Source organism: Pseudomonas fluorescens HK44 (assembly GCF_000217955.3).
Classification (GTDB): domain Bacteria; phylum Pseudomonadota; class Gammaproteobacteria; order Pseudomonadales; family Pseudomonadaceae; genus Aquipseudomonas; species Aquipseudomonas fluorescens_AQ.
On the sequence record NZ_AFOY02000019.1, the window covers coordinates 81862 to 97192 of the forward strand.

The 15331-nt window shown below is 58.6% G+C and carries 16 protein-coding genes and 1 pseudogene; 7 read left to right on the plus strand and 10 right to left on the minus strand.

Annotated features, from left to right (window positions below; genetic code table 11):
* The first annotated feature begins 225 nt into the window (after window positions 1-225).
* The gene (gene cfaB / locus HK44_RS22805; RefSeq protein WP_019694355.1) at window positions 226-1413 is read left to right on the plus strand and encodes a C17 cyclopropane fatty acid synthase CfaB; all 1188 of its coding nucleotides are present in this window, start codon (window positions 226-228) and stop codon (window positions 1411-1413) included.
* Here cfaB and cls read toward each other — a convergent pair.
* The gene (gene cls, locus HK44_RS22810) at window positions 1410-2849 is read right to left on the minus strand and encodes a cardiolipin synthase (RefSeq protein WP_019694354.1); all 1440 of its coding nucleotides are present in this window, start codon (window positions 2847-2849) and stop codon (window positions 1410-1412) included. The genes cfaB and cls overlap by 4 nt on opposite strands.
* Window positions 2850-2980: 131 nt before the next feature.
* On the opposite strand from cls, the gene HK44_RS22815 reads away from it, so the two are divergent.
* Window positions 2981-3502, plus strand: coding sequence for a DUF3617 domain-containing protein (locus tag HK44_RS22815; protein WP_019694353.1), 522 nt, complete (start codon window positions 2981-2983; stop codon window positions 3500-3502).
* 94 nt (window positions 3503-3596) lie between these two features.
* Here HK44_RS22815 and HK44_RS22820 read toward each other — a convergent pair whose 3' ends face one another.
* From HK44_RS22820 to folE2, 3 genes and pseudogenes are all read right to left on the minus strand, one after another.
* Window positions 3597-3899, minus strand: coding sequence for a carbonate dehydratase (locus HK44_RS22820; RefSeq protein WP_019694352.1), 303 nt, complete (start codon window positions 3897-3899; stop codon window positions 3597-3599).
* Window positions 3900-3924: 25 nt separating this feature from the next.
* Window positions 3925-4361 (minus strand): annotated as a pseudogene (locus HK44_RS22825) (ATP-binding cassette domain-containing protein).
* Entirely contained in the window at window positions 4358-5254 is an 897-nt protein-coding gene (folE2, locus tag HK44_RS22830) for a GTP cyclohydrolase FolE2 (protein WP_019694351.1), read from the minus strand. The pseudogene HK44_RS22825 and the gene folE2 overlap by 4 nt, the downstream one beginning before the upstream one ends.
* Before the next feature lie 86 nt (window positions 5255-5340).
* Between folE2 and HK44_RS22835 the strand changes: the two genes are divergently transcribed.
* A complete protein-coding gene (locus HK44_RS22835) occupies window positions 5341-6552 on the plus strand; it encodes an N-acetylmuramoyl-L-alanine amidase (RefSeq protein WP_019694350.1) in 1212 nt (403 codons plus the stop codon).
* Here the strand turns inward: HK44_RS22835 and HK44_RS22840 are convergent.
* Window positions 6549-6926, minus strand: coding sequence for a hypothetical protein (locus HK44_RS22840; protein WP_019694349.1), 378 nt, complete (start codon window positions 6924-6926; stop codon window positions 6549-6551). The genes HK44_RS22835 and HK44_RS22840 overlap by 4 nt on opposite strands.
* Window positions 6927-7063: 137 nt before the next feature.
* On the opposite strand from HK44_RS22840, the gene zigA reads away from it, so the two are divergent.
* Complete coding sequence (gene zigA / locus HK44_RS22845) at window positions 7064-8272, plus strand: zinc metallochaperone GTPase ZigA (protein WP_019694348.1); 1209 nt, start codon at window positions 7064-7066, stop codon at window positions 8270-8272.
* Between the two features lie 134 nt (window positions 8273-8406).
* Here the strand turns inward: zigA and HK44_RS22855 are convergent, their stop codons facing one another.
* Window positions 8407-8763, minus strand: a complete 357-nt coding sequence (locus HK44_RS22855; RefSeq protein WP_019694346.1) for a hypothetical protein — start codon at window positions 8761-8763, stop codon at window positions 8407-8409.
* Between the two features lie 27 nt (window positions 8764-8790).
* On the opposite strand from HK44_RS22855, the gene HK44_RS22860 reads away from it, so the two are divergent.
* A complete protein-coding gene (locus tag HK44_RS22860; protein ID WP_019694345.1) occupies window positions 8791-9762 on the plus strand; it encodes a CobW family GTP-binding protein in 972 nt (323 codons plus the stop codon).
* Window positions 9763-9775: 13 nt separating this feature from the next.
* On the opposite strand, the gene HK44_RS22865 is transcribed toward HK44_RS22860, so the two are convergent.
* Window positions 9776-10174 carry a DUF3301 domain-containing protein gene (locus tag HK44_RS22865; protein ID WP_019694344.1) on the minus strand — a complete coding sequence of 133 codons (399 nt, stop codon included), beginning with the start codon at window positions 10172-10174 and terminating at the stop codon, window positions 9776-9778.
* Window positions 10175-10289: 115 nt separating this feature from the next.
* Between HK44_RS22865 and pdxY the strand changes: the two genes are divergently transcribed.
* Window positions 10290-11162 (plus strand): pyridoxal kinase PdxY, encoded by an 873-nt coding sequence (gene pdxY, locus HK44_RS22870; protein ID WP_019694343.1) that lies wholly within the window; start codon window positions 10290-10292, stop codon window positions 11160-11162.
* 99 nt (window positions 11163-11261) lie between these two features.
* Here the strand turns inward: pdxY and HK44_RS22875 are convergent, their stop codons facing one another.
* Complete coding sequence (locus tag HK44_RS22875; protein ID WP_019694342.1) at window positions 11262-11744, minus strand: acyl-CoA thioesterase; 483 nt, start codon at window positions 11742-11744, stop codon at window positions 11262-11264.
* A gap of 259 nt (window positions 11745-12003) precedes the next feature.
* Between HK44_RS22875 and HK44_RS22880 the strand changes: the two genes are divergently transcribed.
* Window positions 12004-13767, plus strand: coding sequence for a cation:proton antiporter (locus HK44_RS22880; protein WP_019694341.1), 1764 nt, complete (start codon window positions 12004-12006; stop codon window positions 13765-13767).
* A 21-nt stretch (window positions 13768-13788) separates the two neighbouring features.
* Here HK44_RS22880 and HK44_RS22885 read toward each other — a convergent pair whose 3' ends face one another.
* The gene (locus HK44_RS22885) at window positions 13789-14196 is read right to left on the minus strand and encodes an SMI1/KNR4 family protein (protein ID WP_019694340.1); all 408 of its coding nucleotides are present in this window, start codon (window positions 14194-14196) and stop codon (window positions 13789-13791) included.
* A gap of 136 nt (window positions 14197-14332) precedes the next feature.
* The gene (locus tag HK44_RS22890; RefSeq protein ID WP_019694339.1) at window positions 14333-15205 is read right to left on the minus strand and encodes a Tim44 domain-containing protein; all 873 of its coding nucleotides are present in this window, start codon (window positions 15203-15205) and stop codon (window positions 14333-14335) included.
* Window positions 15206-15331 lie beyond the last annotated feature (126 nt).

Here is a 15331-nt window from a genome sequence, read left to right on the forward strand (position 1 = left end):
GACATGACCAATGGAGGCTGAAGCGTTGTCGAACTGCGCGCACAATTGACAGTCAACTGTTGAGAGGGCGCACCTCTTCAGGCCGTCACGTGGCTGAAACAGTGGGTTTACGACAGCTTGTTGCCCCGTCGTGACTCATAGGAAAAGGCTATTAAATCGATAGCCAGCTAATTTTCCACAATGGTCTACCCTCAAATCAGACGTCTGAAACAAGGGGGACTATTCATGCTCGCGCAACTGCCACCGGCCTTACAGAATCTGCAATTGCCGCTTCGCTTGCGACTCTGGGACGGCCATGAATTTAATCTGGGCCCTGCGCCCAGCGTCACGATTGTGGTCAAGGACCCACAAATGGTGTCTCAATTCACCCGCCCAAGCCTCGACCTGCTGGGCGCCGCTTTCGTTGAGGGCAAACTCGAACTTGAAGGGCAGATCAGCGACGTTATCCGGATATGTGATGAGTGGAGCCAAGCGTTGCTGGATGATGCTGACGGCAAGCAGCCGGTGCGCTCTGTCCATGACAAAGCCACCGATGCAGCGGCGATCTCCTATCACTACGACCTCTCGAATGCTTTTTATCAGCTCTGGCTCGACAGTGACATGGCGTATTCCTGCGCTTACTTCGAAACCGGCAGCGAAACCCTGGAACAGGCCCAACAAGCAAAATTCCGCCACCTGTGTCGCAAACTACGGCTACAACCCGGCGAGTACCTGCTGGATGTCGGTTGCGGCTGGGGAGGGTTGGCGCGTTATGCAGCGCGGGAGTTCGGGGTGAAAGTATTTGGCATCACCCTGAGCAAAGAGCAGTTGGCGCTGGCCCGGGAACGAGTGATCGCTGAAGGTTTGCAGGATCAGGTTGAGTTACAACTGCTCGATTACCGCGATCTGCCCCAGGATGGACGGTTCGATAAGGTCGTGAGTGTCGGCATGTTCGAACACGTCGGCCACGCCAACCTGGCCCAGTACTGCAAGACATTGTTCGGTGCGGTGCGTGAAGGCGGCCTGGTGATGAACCACGGCATTACCGCCAAGCACACGGATGGCCGGCCGGTCGGACGCGGTGCGGGTGATTTCATCGAGCGCTACGTATTCCCTAACGGTGAATTACCGCACCTGTCGATGATTTCGGCCGAGATCAGTGAAGCGGGGCTGGAGATCGTCGACGTCGAAAGCCTGCGTCTGCATTACGCCCGCACGCTGGACCACTGGAGCGAGCGGCTCGAGGACAACCTTGAAGCTGCGTCCAAAGAGGTGCCTGAGCAGGCGTTGCGGATCTGGCGACTGTACCTGGCAGGCTGCGCCTATGCGTTCGCGCGGGGCTGGATCAACTTGCACCAGATCCTCGCGGTCAAGACCCACGCCGACGGCAGCCATGAGCTCCCGTGGACGCGTGACGACATCTACAACCCTTAAAGGATCGGCGAGATCAGCCGGGCGACCCGCATGCCAAGCTGTTGCAGGCGGTGGGTCTTCCGGCTTTCGCCTTTGGCGATTTCGTGGGCCTGAGCAAAGTCGTCGTTGAGCATGTGTTCCACTTCATTGGCGAATTCGCTATCGACGGTCAGTAGCATGACTTCGAAGTTGAGCCTGAACGAACGGTTGTCCAGATTCGCACTGCCGATGGCAGTGATCTCGCTGTCGATCAGCACGACCTTCTGATGCAAGAAGCCCGGTTGGTAACGGAACACCCGAACCCCGGCGCGTACGGCTTCGAAGGCGTACAGGCTGGAGGCGGCATAGACGATCCGGTGATCCGGTCGCGATGGCAGCAGAAGCCGCACGTCGACACCACGCAGCACCGCCAGGCGTAACGCGGCAAACACCGCTTCATCGGGAATGAAATACGGGCTGGTGATCCACACGCGCTCGGTCGCGGAGTGGATGGCTTCAACGAAAAACAGCGAGCAGGTTTCGTAAGGGTCCGCCGGGCCGCTGGCCAGCAGTTGGCAGAGCACGCCGTCATCGGGGTAGCTCTGAGGCAGTATCAGCGGTGGCAGTTTGCGGGAGGCCCAGAACCAGTCTTCCGCGAACGACTCCTGCATGCACGCAACCACGGGGCCGTTGACGGCAATGTGCGTATCGCGCCAGGGTGCCAGCGGTGGTTTCTTGCCCATGTATTCGTCGCCGACGTTATGCCCGCCGACAAAGCCCTGCACACCGTCGACCACGACAATCTTGCGGTGGTTACGGAAGTTCACCTGGAACCGATTGAGCCAGCCACTGCGTGTGGCAAACGCTTCGACCTGCACCCCGGCATCGCGCAAGGGTTGAACATAGCTGTGAGGCAGGGAGTGGCTGCCGATGCGATCATAGAGCAGGTAAATGGCGACGCCTTCCGCGGATTTTTCCATTAGCAGTGTTTGCAGGCATCGGCCGAGCTGGTCGTCATGGACGATGAAAAACTGAATCAACACGGCTTCGCGGGCGGCGCGGATCGCTTCGAAAATCGCATCAAAGGTTGCCTGGCCGTTGATCAACAGGCGCACCCGATTGTTTGCCAGGCACGGCATCCGTCCCAGCTTCGGCATCGCCCGCAACGAGGCGTAGGCCTTAGAGGCGCGTGCGGTCAGCGCTTCCTCGATCCACGGACGCCAGTTCAGGTCGGCGATGGCCTTGTGCATTTCTTCGTTGGCCTGTCGACGCCCCTTGATATAAGCGTCGAAGGTGCTGCGACCGAAGACCAGATAAGGGATAAGCGTCAGGTAAGGTATGAAGACCAGTGACAAGGCCCAGGCAATCGAGCCTTGAGCGGTCCTGACGGTCAATACGGCGTGTATGGCGGCTATCGTGCCCAGTGAGTGGATGAGCGCGATCAGATACGCGAAAAGATGGGGTCCAAAAAAATCCATGGGGCAACCGTGCTCCTGACAATTCAATGCTTAACAGACCATGTTCCACGATGAATGTCGCTATTTAATTAGACATGCAACCGAAGTAGATTGGCGGCGTCTAACGGCCACTATTGTCTAGGAGTTACTTGATGAACGTACGTTTGCTGGGTTTGGCCATGGCTGTTGGCTTATCGCTTCCTGTGGCCGCTCAGGCGCAGATGCTGCAACCGGGTTTGTGGGAATTGACCTCAAGCAACATGAAGGTCGATGACCAGAACCTGCCGGATCTGCAGTTGATCCTTAGCCAGTTGGGCAGCCAGATGACGCCGGCACAAAAGGCCGCGCTGGAGAAACAAGGCATCACCATGGGCGGTAAAGGGATTCGTGTGTGCCTGACCCAGGCGCAGGTTCAATCCGATACCATTCCACTACAGGACCCACAATCGGGTTGTACGCAGCAGGTCACCGATCGCAGCGGGAACCAATGGAAGTTCCGCTTCAGCTGCCCGAAAGCCCAGGGCGCCGGGGTTGCTACATTCCTTAGCGACCGCGAATTCAACACCACGGTCAACGGCACGTTCAACGCCACTGGCATTCAGCAAAAGGGCAGCATGGATACACGCGCCGTGTGGCTGGGACAGGATTGCGGGACGGTCAAACCTCGCGCCTGATCTCTTTTGCTGGCAAGGCCCTGCTCTTGCCAGCAATAGCCTGCGCTTCAATCCTGCTTCAACACTCATCCGCGGCGGATCCTGTTGTTCGTGCTCAAAACTCGTTCTGCAGCGCTTTGTAGTCGCGCACCAGATCGACGTTGGTTCGCGCCACGTCCTCGGAAAACTCCGAGGCGCTGACGCTGATCGACGGGAACTGGGACAAGTCGGTCTTGGCGCCGATGGTGATGGGTTCCAGCTTGCCCGAATCGTCGACTTCATCGGCGCGGATCACCGCATAGGGACCGACGAACACATTCTCGCCAATCACAACCTTGCCGCAGATAATCGCGGTTTTATCGACGTAGGCAGACTCGGCAATCCGCGGCAAATCGCCGGACGGATTCATGCGGATCATGGTGTGCTCTTCGCTGCGACGAGCATTACGCCACCTGCGTGAATGGTTGCTGGAGGATCAGTTCATGGCTCGGTGCCAGGACGCAGCCCATATTTTTGATCAGCAATGCTTGAGCAATGTGCTGGCGAACCGCAGCCAGGTCATGACACACCACGACCAGCGTTCGGCCCTCGTTGTGCGCGAGGTGTGGATGTGTTTCCAACGCTTGCAGGCTGATGGGGAACTGTCGGTCGAGGTGCTGTTGTTGGGCATAAAAGACAAATTACCCCGGGTTGAAACGTCGAGAGCAACTTTGCCAGTCAGCGGTTTTTGCAGTCCGGCGATGACTTTCAACAAGCTGCTTTTGCCCGAGCCATTGGCGTTGATGATTGCCGTCAGGCTGTCGCTGGGAAAATTTAAATCGAGGGCGGGAGTCAGTGGTTGGCCAGGAGCACCCCAGCGTAATCCTTGGCAGCGAATCATGCGGCCTCCCAGTTCCAACGACTTTCGGCGACCGCATCATGGGCGTGCAGACTTTCAGCGTGAACCACGCGCAATTGAAATGCCTTGATGCCGGGAGAGCGTTTCAACGCCAGATTCAAACGTCGTGCAGCGTCTTCGCAGAACATCAGGTTCTGACCATTCGCGAGAGCGAAGGCTTGTTCGTCGGCACGCTTGACTGCGGTTTGAACGGCGGTGCCGAGCGCGGCTTCGGTGTCATTGATCGCCGCGATCAAGGGCAGATCGTCCAGATAGTCATCCAGTCTTAGCCGCAATTGCGCACTGCTGCGTTGACTATGGGGCGTCGCGACGATGCCTTTTGATGATCCAAGCCAAGTCAAAACGTCGGCGTGCTGCAACGGCTTGTTGGCAAAGTCATCGATGAATTGCTGCTGAATAAGTTGTCTCGAAAGTGCGGCTGAACAGGGGCACGTGGACGAATAAGGAACATCAATTTTAAGTTCCACGTGGAACACTGTGTTTTCCAAACGCGCTTCGATGCTGATCGGATAGCTTTTCCAGCCGGCCAAAGGGCTGATTAAGGCTGGGCGTTTGAGCAGTAAATCAGCGTGAATGCGCAGGTAAGCGGCATTGGATAAACCCTGGTGGCTGTCGAGGAAACGTTGCAGAACTTGCCGCAATAACGCCGGTGTGAGGCTTTCCTGCTCAAGCTTTTCCAGCGCCAGATACAGCCGCGACATATGAATGCCACGCGCTTCGCCATCATCGAGACTGACGCCCGCATCGGCTTTCGCGCTCAATCGCTGGCCGTCGAATACAACAGGAAGAGCAATGCCGCACATGCCCACCCATTCGAGTGGCAAGGCTTGGCGTGAGGCCTGCGCGGCGATATCCGGCAGAGTCAGCGCATTCATGAGCAGGTCCATCGTTGGAAATAGTTTGCCATGTTATATTATAACTATAAAGTCGACGATGTCTTTTTCTCGAGCGGTCTCTCACGATGCACAGGCGACAATTGCTCAACCTGTTATTGGCCAGCGCTACGCTGGTTTTACCCTTCGGCGTGTCGGCGACGCAGATCCGCAATGCACGGCTCTGGCGTACGGATGACAAGCTTCGCCTGGTACTCGATCTGAGCGGGCCGGTGCAGTACAAAACCTTCTCGTTGAGCGCGCCCGAGCGACTGATCATCGACTTGAGCGGCGCGCAGCTCAGCGGTGACTTCAGTCAGTTAGCGCTCACCAACACGGTGATTCGTTCGATCCGTTCAGGGCACTTCGGGCACGGCGATACGCGGGTCGTGCTCGACCTTATCGGTCCGGTGCGGCTCAACAGTTTTCAACTGCCACCGCAGGACGGGCAGGGCCATCGTCTGGTGCTCGACCTGCTCAACACCGTACCCGTGCAGATCGCTGCCGCGGCACCTTTGGTCCAGCGTGAAACACCGGCTGACAAGGCTCACCCCAAGCGCGACATCATTGTCGTGGTCGACCCTGGCCATGGCGGCAAGGACCCCGGTGCAATTGGCGCCAAAGGCGAGCGCGAGAAAGACGTGGTGCTGTCCATCGCACAATTGCTGGCCACGCGTTTAAAGCGCGAGAAAGGTTTCGATGTGAAATTGGTGCGCAACGACGACTTCTTCGTGCCGCTGCGCAAGCGTGTGGAGATCGCCCGTACGCACAAAGCCGATATGTTCATCTCGGTGCACGCAGACGCGGCGCCACGGCTCACGGCGTCTGGCGCTTCGGTTTACGCATTGTCCGAAGGGGGCGCGACCTCCGCCACGGCGCGCTTCATGGCGCAACGGGAAAACGGCGCGGACTTGCTGGGGGCGACCAGTCTGCTCAACTTGAAGGACAAGGATCCGATGCTCGCCGGGGTAATTCTCGACATGTCGATGAACGCCACCATCGCCGCCAGTTTGCAGCTTGGCAGCACGGTACTTGGCAGCCTGGCGGGCATTACCACGTTGCATCAGAAGCGCGTGGAACAGGCTGGATTTGCAGTGTTGAAGTCACCGGATGTGCCGTCGATCCTGGTCGAAACCGGCTTCATTTCCAACGCCCGCGACAGTCAGAGGCTGGTGACGGCGCGGCATCAAAAAGCGGTAGCCGACGGTCTTTTTGAAGGTTTGCAGCGCTATTTTCAGAAGAATCCGCCGCTGAACAGCTACATGGCCTGGCAGCAGTCGCAGCAAAAATCGCGGGTCTAGCAGCCCGTCAGTCGGCTACAGGTGAACTTTCCGCTGGAGCCGCCAGAGCTGGAAAACCGATTGAGGGTGGTCCAGCCAACGCGGCGGCTGTAACCGACCCAGGCTTCGCCATCCGACGCCAAGCCGGTGAAGAACGTCAGTTGGCCATAACGGCTACTGGTCTGCGCCCAATAGCGTTTACCGCTCACTTCAAATCCGCGCATGTAGGTCGTACTGCCCGCCGTGGCGACACTGTAAGCGTTGCCGTCGGGGTCCACGCAGGCCAGCAGATTGGCGCTGTGCGTGCACTTCGCCAAGCTCGATGCCTGCGCGCAGGCGTCTGCCGCGACCAACAGCGAAAGGCTTAACAGCGTGCATTTCAAGGCGTTGTGCATGGGTTTTCTCGAGGTGCGAATAGGCTCAAGCATTGCGCCCTTCGTCGTTGGGAGCAAGAGGGGATTGGTGCTCTTACGTTGTTATACTATAACATTAAAAAATCACCTGACCGGCCACTCCTGATGAGGAACACCTGATGCCCAATCGTCTCCCCGTTACCGTGCTGTCCGGCTTTCTCGGCGCCGGCAAAAGCACGCTGCTCAACTACGTACTGCGCAACCGCGAGAATCTGCGGGTCGCAGTGATCGTCAATGACATGAGTGAAATCAACATCGACGGCAGCGAAGTTCAGCGCGATGTCACCTTGAACCGCGCCGAAGAAAAACTCGTTGAGATGAGCAACGGCTGCATTTGCTGCACCCTACGCGAAGACCTGCTGGAAGAGGTCAGCAAACTGGCCAGGGACGGTCGCTTTGATTACCTGCTGATCGAGTCCACCGGTATTTCCGAACCTCTCCCTGTGGCGGAAACGTTCACCTTTCGCGACGAGGAAGGTCAAAGCCTGGCCGATATCGCGCGGCTCGACACCATGGTCACCGTGGTCGACGGGATGAACTTTCTGCTCGATTATCAGGCCGCCGAAAGCCTCGCATCGCGGGGTGAAACCCTTGGTGAAGAAGACGAGCGTTCGATCACGGACTTGTTGATCGAGCAGATCGAATTCGCCGACGTGTTGCTGATCAGCAAGATCGATCTGATCAGCAGCGCCGAGCGCGAAGAGTTGATTGCGATCCTCAAACGGCTCAACATCCAGGCGCACATTATCCCGATGGTCATGGGCCAAGTGCCGCTGAAACAAATCCTCAACACTGGCCGCTTCGACTTTGAAAAAGCCTCTCAGGCGCCGGGCTGGCTGCAGGAATTGCGCGGCGAACATGTGGCGGAAACCACCGAGTACGGCATTGCTTCAATGGCGTATCGGGCACGTCGACCGTTTCATCCGCAGCGCTTTTTCAGCTTCATCAGTCGACCGTGGGTGAATGGAAAACTGCTGCGCTCCAAGGGCTTTTTCTGGTTGGCCAGCAAGCACCAGGACGCCGGTAGTTGGTCCCAGGCCGGTGGTTTGATGCGTCATGGATTTGCCGGTCGCTGGTGGCGCTTTGTGCCGAAAGCACAGTGGCCACAGGATCAGGAAAGCACTGCAGCGATCATGGAAAACTGGACCGCCGCCACCGGTGATTGCCGTCAGGAACTGGTGTTCATCGGCCAGAATATCGACTTTACCCAACTCACCGCACACCTCGATAACTGCTTGCTCAACGATGGCGAAATGTCCCTCGGCGTCGAAGGTTGGCGCCTGATGGCAGACCCGTTTGGTCCATGGCTCGAAGAGGAGGCGGCCTGATGTTGGCACCGAGTCTGAAACGTGGCTCAGAGAGGACGCCATGAATCGTAAGAATCTGGTCAGAGCCGAGGCCGAGCCGCAACCCGCACCGGATGAGCGTCGACTGATCCTGACCCTCGACTGGCTCGGTTGAATCAAGGCGTGAGCCAAGCGCCCTGGCTTTGGCTTTCGCAATACGGCTTGAGGTACGCCGCGTCTGTGGCTACGCCGTAATAGTGAATATCCTGCCGGTAAGGCATATTGGCGACTTGAGCGTTGCTGCACACACCGAAGGCACCGCTGGGGCATTGATCGAGGAATGCGACGTCGACCTTCTGCCCCGCGAGATTTGGCTGGCAGAAGCCGTCATGGAACATTTTTTCCGGGATGTTGCGGTTTTGCTGACAGACTTTGACGTCGAGCCGCTCTGCCTGGCTGTGAACCACGCAGGCCTGGGCCAACGCCTCGCCCGAAGCGAAGGCTAACAGCAACGACAAGCCGATCAGTCGCATTCTTTTCCTCCCAAGAAACCGCCGAACATGTTGCAGAACATTCCTACTCACGTTATCGCCGGACCGTTAGGCGCCGGCAAGACCAGCCTGATCAAGCATCTGCTGACGCAGCGGCCGGCGAACGAGCGCTGGGCGGTGCTGATCAACGAATTTGGTCAGATCGGTCTCGACGCTGCGCTGCTGACCACGGGCGCCGATGGTATCGCACTGGGAGAAGTGGCTGGCGGCTGTTTGTGTTGCGTGAATGGCGCGCCGTTTCAGATTGGCCTCGGGCGGTTGCTGCGCAAATCACGGCCGGACCGCTTGTTTATCGAACCCTCGGGGCTGGGACACCCGGCGCAACTGCTCAAGCAATTAAGCGAAGCGCCGTGGCAGGGCGTGCTGGCGATTCAGCCAAGCGTTCTGGTGCTCGACGCTCAAGCACTGGCCGACGGAAAACCACTGCCAGAGGCGCAACAGCAAGCGCTACCGAGCGCGGGTCTGTTGCTGTTGAACAAGGCCGAGCACCTGAACGATGAAGATCGCCAGCGCATCACCGCGCAGTTGCCGGAATGCCCGCTGTATTGGACGCAGCAGGGCGCTCTGGCATTGAGTGATTTGCCGGGCGTGCGCAGTCGGGCGGTCGAGGGTGTGGATAACTTCAACGTGCCTAAAGGTCTGGCACAGATGCCGGCAGTCTGGACTGATCCGACGCAGCCGATTTGCCTGAGTCAGCAGCAGGAAGGTGGCTGGAGCATTGGTTGGCGTTGGCACCCGAGTCAGTCGTTCGAACTTTCTCGGGTCCAGGCTTGCCTGGCGGCTCTGGACTGGCGACGGGCCAAGCTGATTCTCCACAGCGCCGAGGGTTGGGTGTCGGCCAACTCGCTGGATAACGCTGCGCTGCGCTGGCAACCCAGTGAATGGCGTCAGGACTCGCGCATCGAGCTGATTTTCGACAAGCCGCAGGATGCCGAATCACTGCAGAGGAAACTTGCGAGTTGCCGGGTGAACCTGATTTAACGCGGTTCAGGGCTCAGTGACGCAGCTTGTTGTGGTCCTGGCGCCATTGACTCAGCTCGATCACCTCGGCGCTGGGCAGCACAGGTTTCTCGTCGAGCGGCATCGGGTAGGGGGCCAATTCGATCTGCGCACTGTGGGCACCAAATTGGGTGATGGTGCCCATGTGACGTGTTTCGCCAGTCACGGTGAACTCAAAGTTATACACACGGGCCAGACGTCGCCGCCCGTTGGCGTCCTTCACGAAGCCGATTTTTTTCAACGCCACATTGCCGTCGAGCAATTCGATGTCGAGTTTGGCGCAATGCCGCTTGACCCGTTCCAGAGCCCGCTCGCGCAAGCCATGGTTGTGCCACAGCCAGGCTGCACCGGTCGCCAGCAGCATCAGCACAAAGATATTTCCAAGGGTCAGCATGAACAGAGCTCCAACGAATTAGTATCAGCTTAACTGTGTCTCTGGTCTGTCGTACAGGCCGCGATTAGTCGCATACTGCGCGGCTCGAATTTCAATCGGTTTACGGATATCCCGCATGAAACGTACTCCCCATCTGCTCGCCATCCAGTCCCACGTGGTTTTCGGTCACGCCGGCAACAGCGCCGCGGTTTTCCCGATGCAGCGGGTCGGGGTGAACGTCTGGCCGCTTAACACCGTGCAGTTCTCCAACCACACTCAATACGGCCAGTGGGCCGGTGAAGTGCTGGCGCCGCAGCAGATTCCCGAGCTGGTGGAAGGGATTGCGGCGATTGGCGAGCTGGGCAACTGCGACGCCGTACTGTCCGGTTATCTGGGCAGTGCCGCTCAAGGGCGGGCGATCCTCAGCGGCGTGGCACGAATCAAGGCGATCAATCCCGGCGCCTTGTACCTGTGCGACCCGGTGATGGGGCATGTGGAGAAAGGCTGCATCGTACCGGCTGAAGTCAGCGACTTCCTGCTGGATGAAGCGGCGGCGGTGGCGGATTTCATGTGCCCCAATCAGTTGGAACTGGACAGTTTCTCCGGTCGCAAGCCGCAGTCATTGTTCGATTGCCTGGCGATGGCTCGTGCGCTGCTGGCGCGTGGCCCGAAGGCGGTGCTGGTCAAGCATCTGGACTATCCTGGCAAGTTGCCGGACAGCTTCGAGATGTTGCTGGTGACGGCCGAAGGCAGTTGGCATCTGCGTCGTCCATTGCTGGCGTTTCCACGTCAGCCGGTGGGCGTGGGCGACCTGACGTCGGGCCTGTTCCTGGCGCGGGTGTTGTTGGGTGACAGCCTGGTCGCGGCCTTTGAGTTTGCGGCGTCCGCAGTGCATGAGGTGCTGCTGGAAACCCAGGCCAGCGCAAGCTATGAGCTGGAACTGGTGCGTGCCCAGGACCGTATTGCCCATCCTCGGGTGAAGTTCGAGGCGACGGCGATCAGTTTGTAACGTCGTCGCGGCGGAAAAGATTGCAGCCTGCGCCAATTCCAGGACTCGGAAACAATCCGATCGGCGTAGGAGTTGCCGAAGGCTGCGATCTGCGCGGTGTCAGGCGTCAGCCTTGATTTCGCGATAACGCTGATCCAGTTCCTGACGAATCTGCCGACGCTGTTTGGCTTGGGCGTATCGGCGTTTATCTTCGCTGTTCTGCGGTTGCAACGGTGGGACAGCCGCCGGCTTACGCTGATCGTCGACCGCGACCATGGTGAAGAAGCAGCTATTGGTGTGACGCACCGAGCGCTCGCGGATGTTCTCGGTCACCACCTTGATGCCGACCTCCATCGAGGTATTGCCGGTGTAGTTGACCGAGGCCAGAAAGGTCACCAGCTCACCGACATGGATCGGTTCGCGAAAGATCACCTGATCCACCGACAGGGTTACCACGTAGCGCCCGGCATAACGGCTGGCGCAGGCATAGGCGACTTCGTCGAGGTATTTGAGCAGGGTGCCGCCGTGGACATTGCCAGAGAAGTTGGCCATGTCGGGGGTCATCAATACCGTCATCGACAGCTGGGCGTTTCCGGGTTCCATAGCACACTACTCACGGTTCAGGGCTGGGATTACGGGAGCACCTCTGTGGGTGCCTGGCTGGTTTTTCAAAACCACCGTTAACGGGACGCCACGCCGATGATGGCCGTCACGCCCGAATCGATCTGTTTCTATATATTGCACCGCCTTTGCGCCCGAAGTCGCGGTGTTACCCTTCAAAAGCCCACCTCAAGGGCCCTTTCATCCGATCTGGTAACCGCCCAACGACGTCAGCACACTCAGCCGCCAAGGAGCCCTCGCCATGCATGCCATCAGTTTTATTCAGGATCTGGCAGTGATCATGCTGGTTGCGGGTGTGGTGACCATTGTTTTTCATCGGCTCAAACAGCCGGTCGTCCTGGGCTACATCGTTGCCGGTTTCATCATTGGCCCGCACACCCCGCCATTCGGGTTGATCCACGACGAGCAAACCATCAAGACCCTTGCCGAACTCGGAGTGATTTTCCTGATGTTCTGCCTGGGCCTGGAGTTCAGCCTGCGCAAGCTGTTCAAGGTCGGTGCCACGGCGTTTATCGCGGCGTTCCTGGAAATCGTGCTGATGATCTGGATCGGCTACGAAATCGGCCGTTGGTTTGACTGGGGCACCATGGATTCGCTGTTCCTCGGCGCGATCCTGGCGATTTCCTCGACCACCATCATCGTCAAGGCCCTCAATGACCTGAAGATGAAGAACCAGCGCTTTGCCCAACTGATCTTTGGTGTGTTGATCGTCGAAGACATCCTCGGCATCGGCATCATTGCCTTGCTTTCGAGTATCGCCGTCAGCGGTACCGTGAGCTCTGGCGAGGTGTTTTCCACGGTCGGCAAACTCTCGCTGTTCATGATCGTTGCACTGGTGATCGGCATCCTGCTGGTGCCGCGCTTGTTGGCTTATGTGGCTAAGTTCGACAGCAACGAAATGCTGCTGATAACCGTGCTTGGCCTGTGTTTTGGCTTTTGCCTGCTGGTGGTCAAGCTTGGATACAGCATGGTGCTCGGGGCGTTTCTGATCGGTGCGATCATGGCTGAATCTCGGCAACTGATGAAAGTTGAACGCCTGATCGAGCCGGTTCGCGACATGTTCAGCGCCATATTTTTTGTCGCCATTGGCCTGATGATCGATCCGCAGATTCTTCTTCAGTATGCCTGGCCGATTGCAGTGATCACCGTCGCTGTGGTGCTTGGCAAGATGCTCTCTTGTGGCCTTGGAGCGTTTATCGCCGGCAATGACGGCCGCAACTCACTGCGCGTCGGCATGGGCCTGTCGCAGATTGGCGAATTCTCTTTCATCATCGCGGCGCTGGGCATGACCTTGCAGGTCACCAGCGATTTCCTTTATCCGGTGGCGGTCGCTGTTTCGGCCATCACCACTTTGCTGACGCCGTACCTGATCCGTGCCGCCGATCCGCTTTCACTGAAGCTGGCTGCGGTTATCCCGCAGCGTTTTGGCCGCGTGTTGGGGATGTATGGGGAGTGGCTGCGCAGCATTCAACCGCAGGGCGAGGGTGCGCTGCTGGCGTCGATGATTCGGCGGATTCTGTTGCAGGTCGGGGTCAATCTGGCGCTGGTGGTGGCAATCTTCTTTTCGGGGAGTTTTTTTGCCGAGCGGATTTCCAGCTATCTGCATGTCTGGATCAATGATCCGAGCTGGCAGAAGGCGCTGATCTGGGGCGGGGCATTGCTGCTGTCGCTGCCGTTCCTGATTGCCGCTTATCGCAAGCTGAAGGCGCTCTCGATGCTGCTGGCGGAAATGGGCGTGAAATCGGAAATGGCCGGCCGCCACACGCAGCGAGTGCGTCGGGTGATCGCCGAAGTGATCCCGATTCTCTCGCTGCTGGTGATTTTCCTGCTGCTGGCAGCCTTGTCGGCCAGTATCTTGCCGACCAACAAGTTGCTGGTGCTGATTGCCGTCGTGACCGCCGCAGTGGCGGCCCTGCTCTGGCGCTGGTTCATCCGCGTGCACACGCGGATGCAGATCGCCCTGCTGGAAACCCTGGACAATCACAAGGACTCGTCCGGGCATTGACCCCGCGGAGCGTCAGGCAGATCAGCTTTCCAGCCAGACGTCCCGCGCCCAGTGCCACACCGATTCCCAGGTTTCTTCGGCCAACAGCTCTTCTTCGGCCAGCCACAGCACCACGGTGCCGTCCTCTTCGACCAGGTAGTAGTTGTCACCGTCCTGGCAGATCGGAATCATGCTGCGATCAACACCGGCATCCCAGGCGTTGGCGGCAACGTCCGGCAGGTAGGTGTGCGATTGCGGGTCGGTGACAGTCACTGGCTCCAGGCTGCCGTAAACGACGTCGCTGACAGTCAGCAGGAATTCTCTGAAGACGAACGGGATATCGATGAACAGTTGTTCTTCGATTTCCACCAGCAGGTCTTCGTCAGGCAGCTCCAAGGGCACCGGTACCGGTTCGTTGGCTTCTCGCAGTTGTTCGATGATTTCTTCCACGTCCGGGATCCTCTTGCTCAATGGCGCGGTTTAGTTGGGGCGGTTTATACAGTAGCTCGCTATAGATGCAACTGCGAAATAGAAAACCCCGGACGAGTCCGGGGTTTTCATTACAGCATGCGAAACGAGGGCGGAATTAACCGTTCTGACGGATACCGGCCACCAGCCAAGGCTGGTTTTCGCCTTGCGGACGTTCCATGTTCCAGCTTTCGCTGAACACTTCGCCTTGGTCGAAACGCGAGTTTTTCGACACGCCCGTGAAGGTCAGAGTGGCGATGGTCTTGTCTGCGCGATCATCCACGCCGTCCAGCTGAACGTGGAGGTTGTCGATATAGGTGGACTGGAAGCCGTCACCCAGATCGGCACGTTCACGCTTGAGGAACTCCAGCATTTGCGGGGTCACGAACTCGGCGATCTTGTCCATTTCGTTGGCGTCCCAGTGCTGTTGCAGGGACTGGAAGTGGTTGCGTGCGGCTTCAACGAAGCGCTCTTCGTTGAACCAGGCCGGAGCGTTGATCACCGGACGAGCGGCAGCAGGGGCCGCCGAACCGCCGAAGATCGAACCCATGGCCGGCTTCTGTTCGTACACTTCGCGCTGCATTGGCGCGCCCGCAGGGGCCATATGCTCCTGTTGCTTGCGGCGACGAGCGGCGATGAAGCGGAAGATCACGAACCCGATGACGGCCATGATCAGGATGTCGAAAATCTGCATGCCATGGAAGCCGCCGCCCATGAACATGGAGGCCAGCAGGCCGCCGGCAGCGATACCGGCCAGAGGGCCGAGCCAGCGCGAAGCACCGCCAGCTTTGGCGGCAGCGCCTGCGGCACCCGCAGCACCGGCGGTCGCGGCAGCAGACCCCATGCCTGGCGAGGACGGCGCCATTTGGCTGGTCTGGTGGGTAGGCGCAGCGCCTACGCTTTTGCCGCCACCGAAGCGCTTGGCGTTGGCGTCGAGGCTCATCGTCAGGCCGATGCACAGCGCCAGGGCGATGCTAAGAAAACGTTTCATAAAGGGAATTCCCATTTGTGGATGGCACGCGCGCCATGTTGCACAGGTGAAGTGACACTGGCTAGCGGCAGAGTGTTACGGGCTTTTGCCTGACAGGCTGCGTTCAGCTCCGTCGGTACAAGTAGG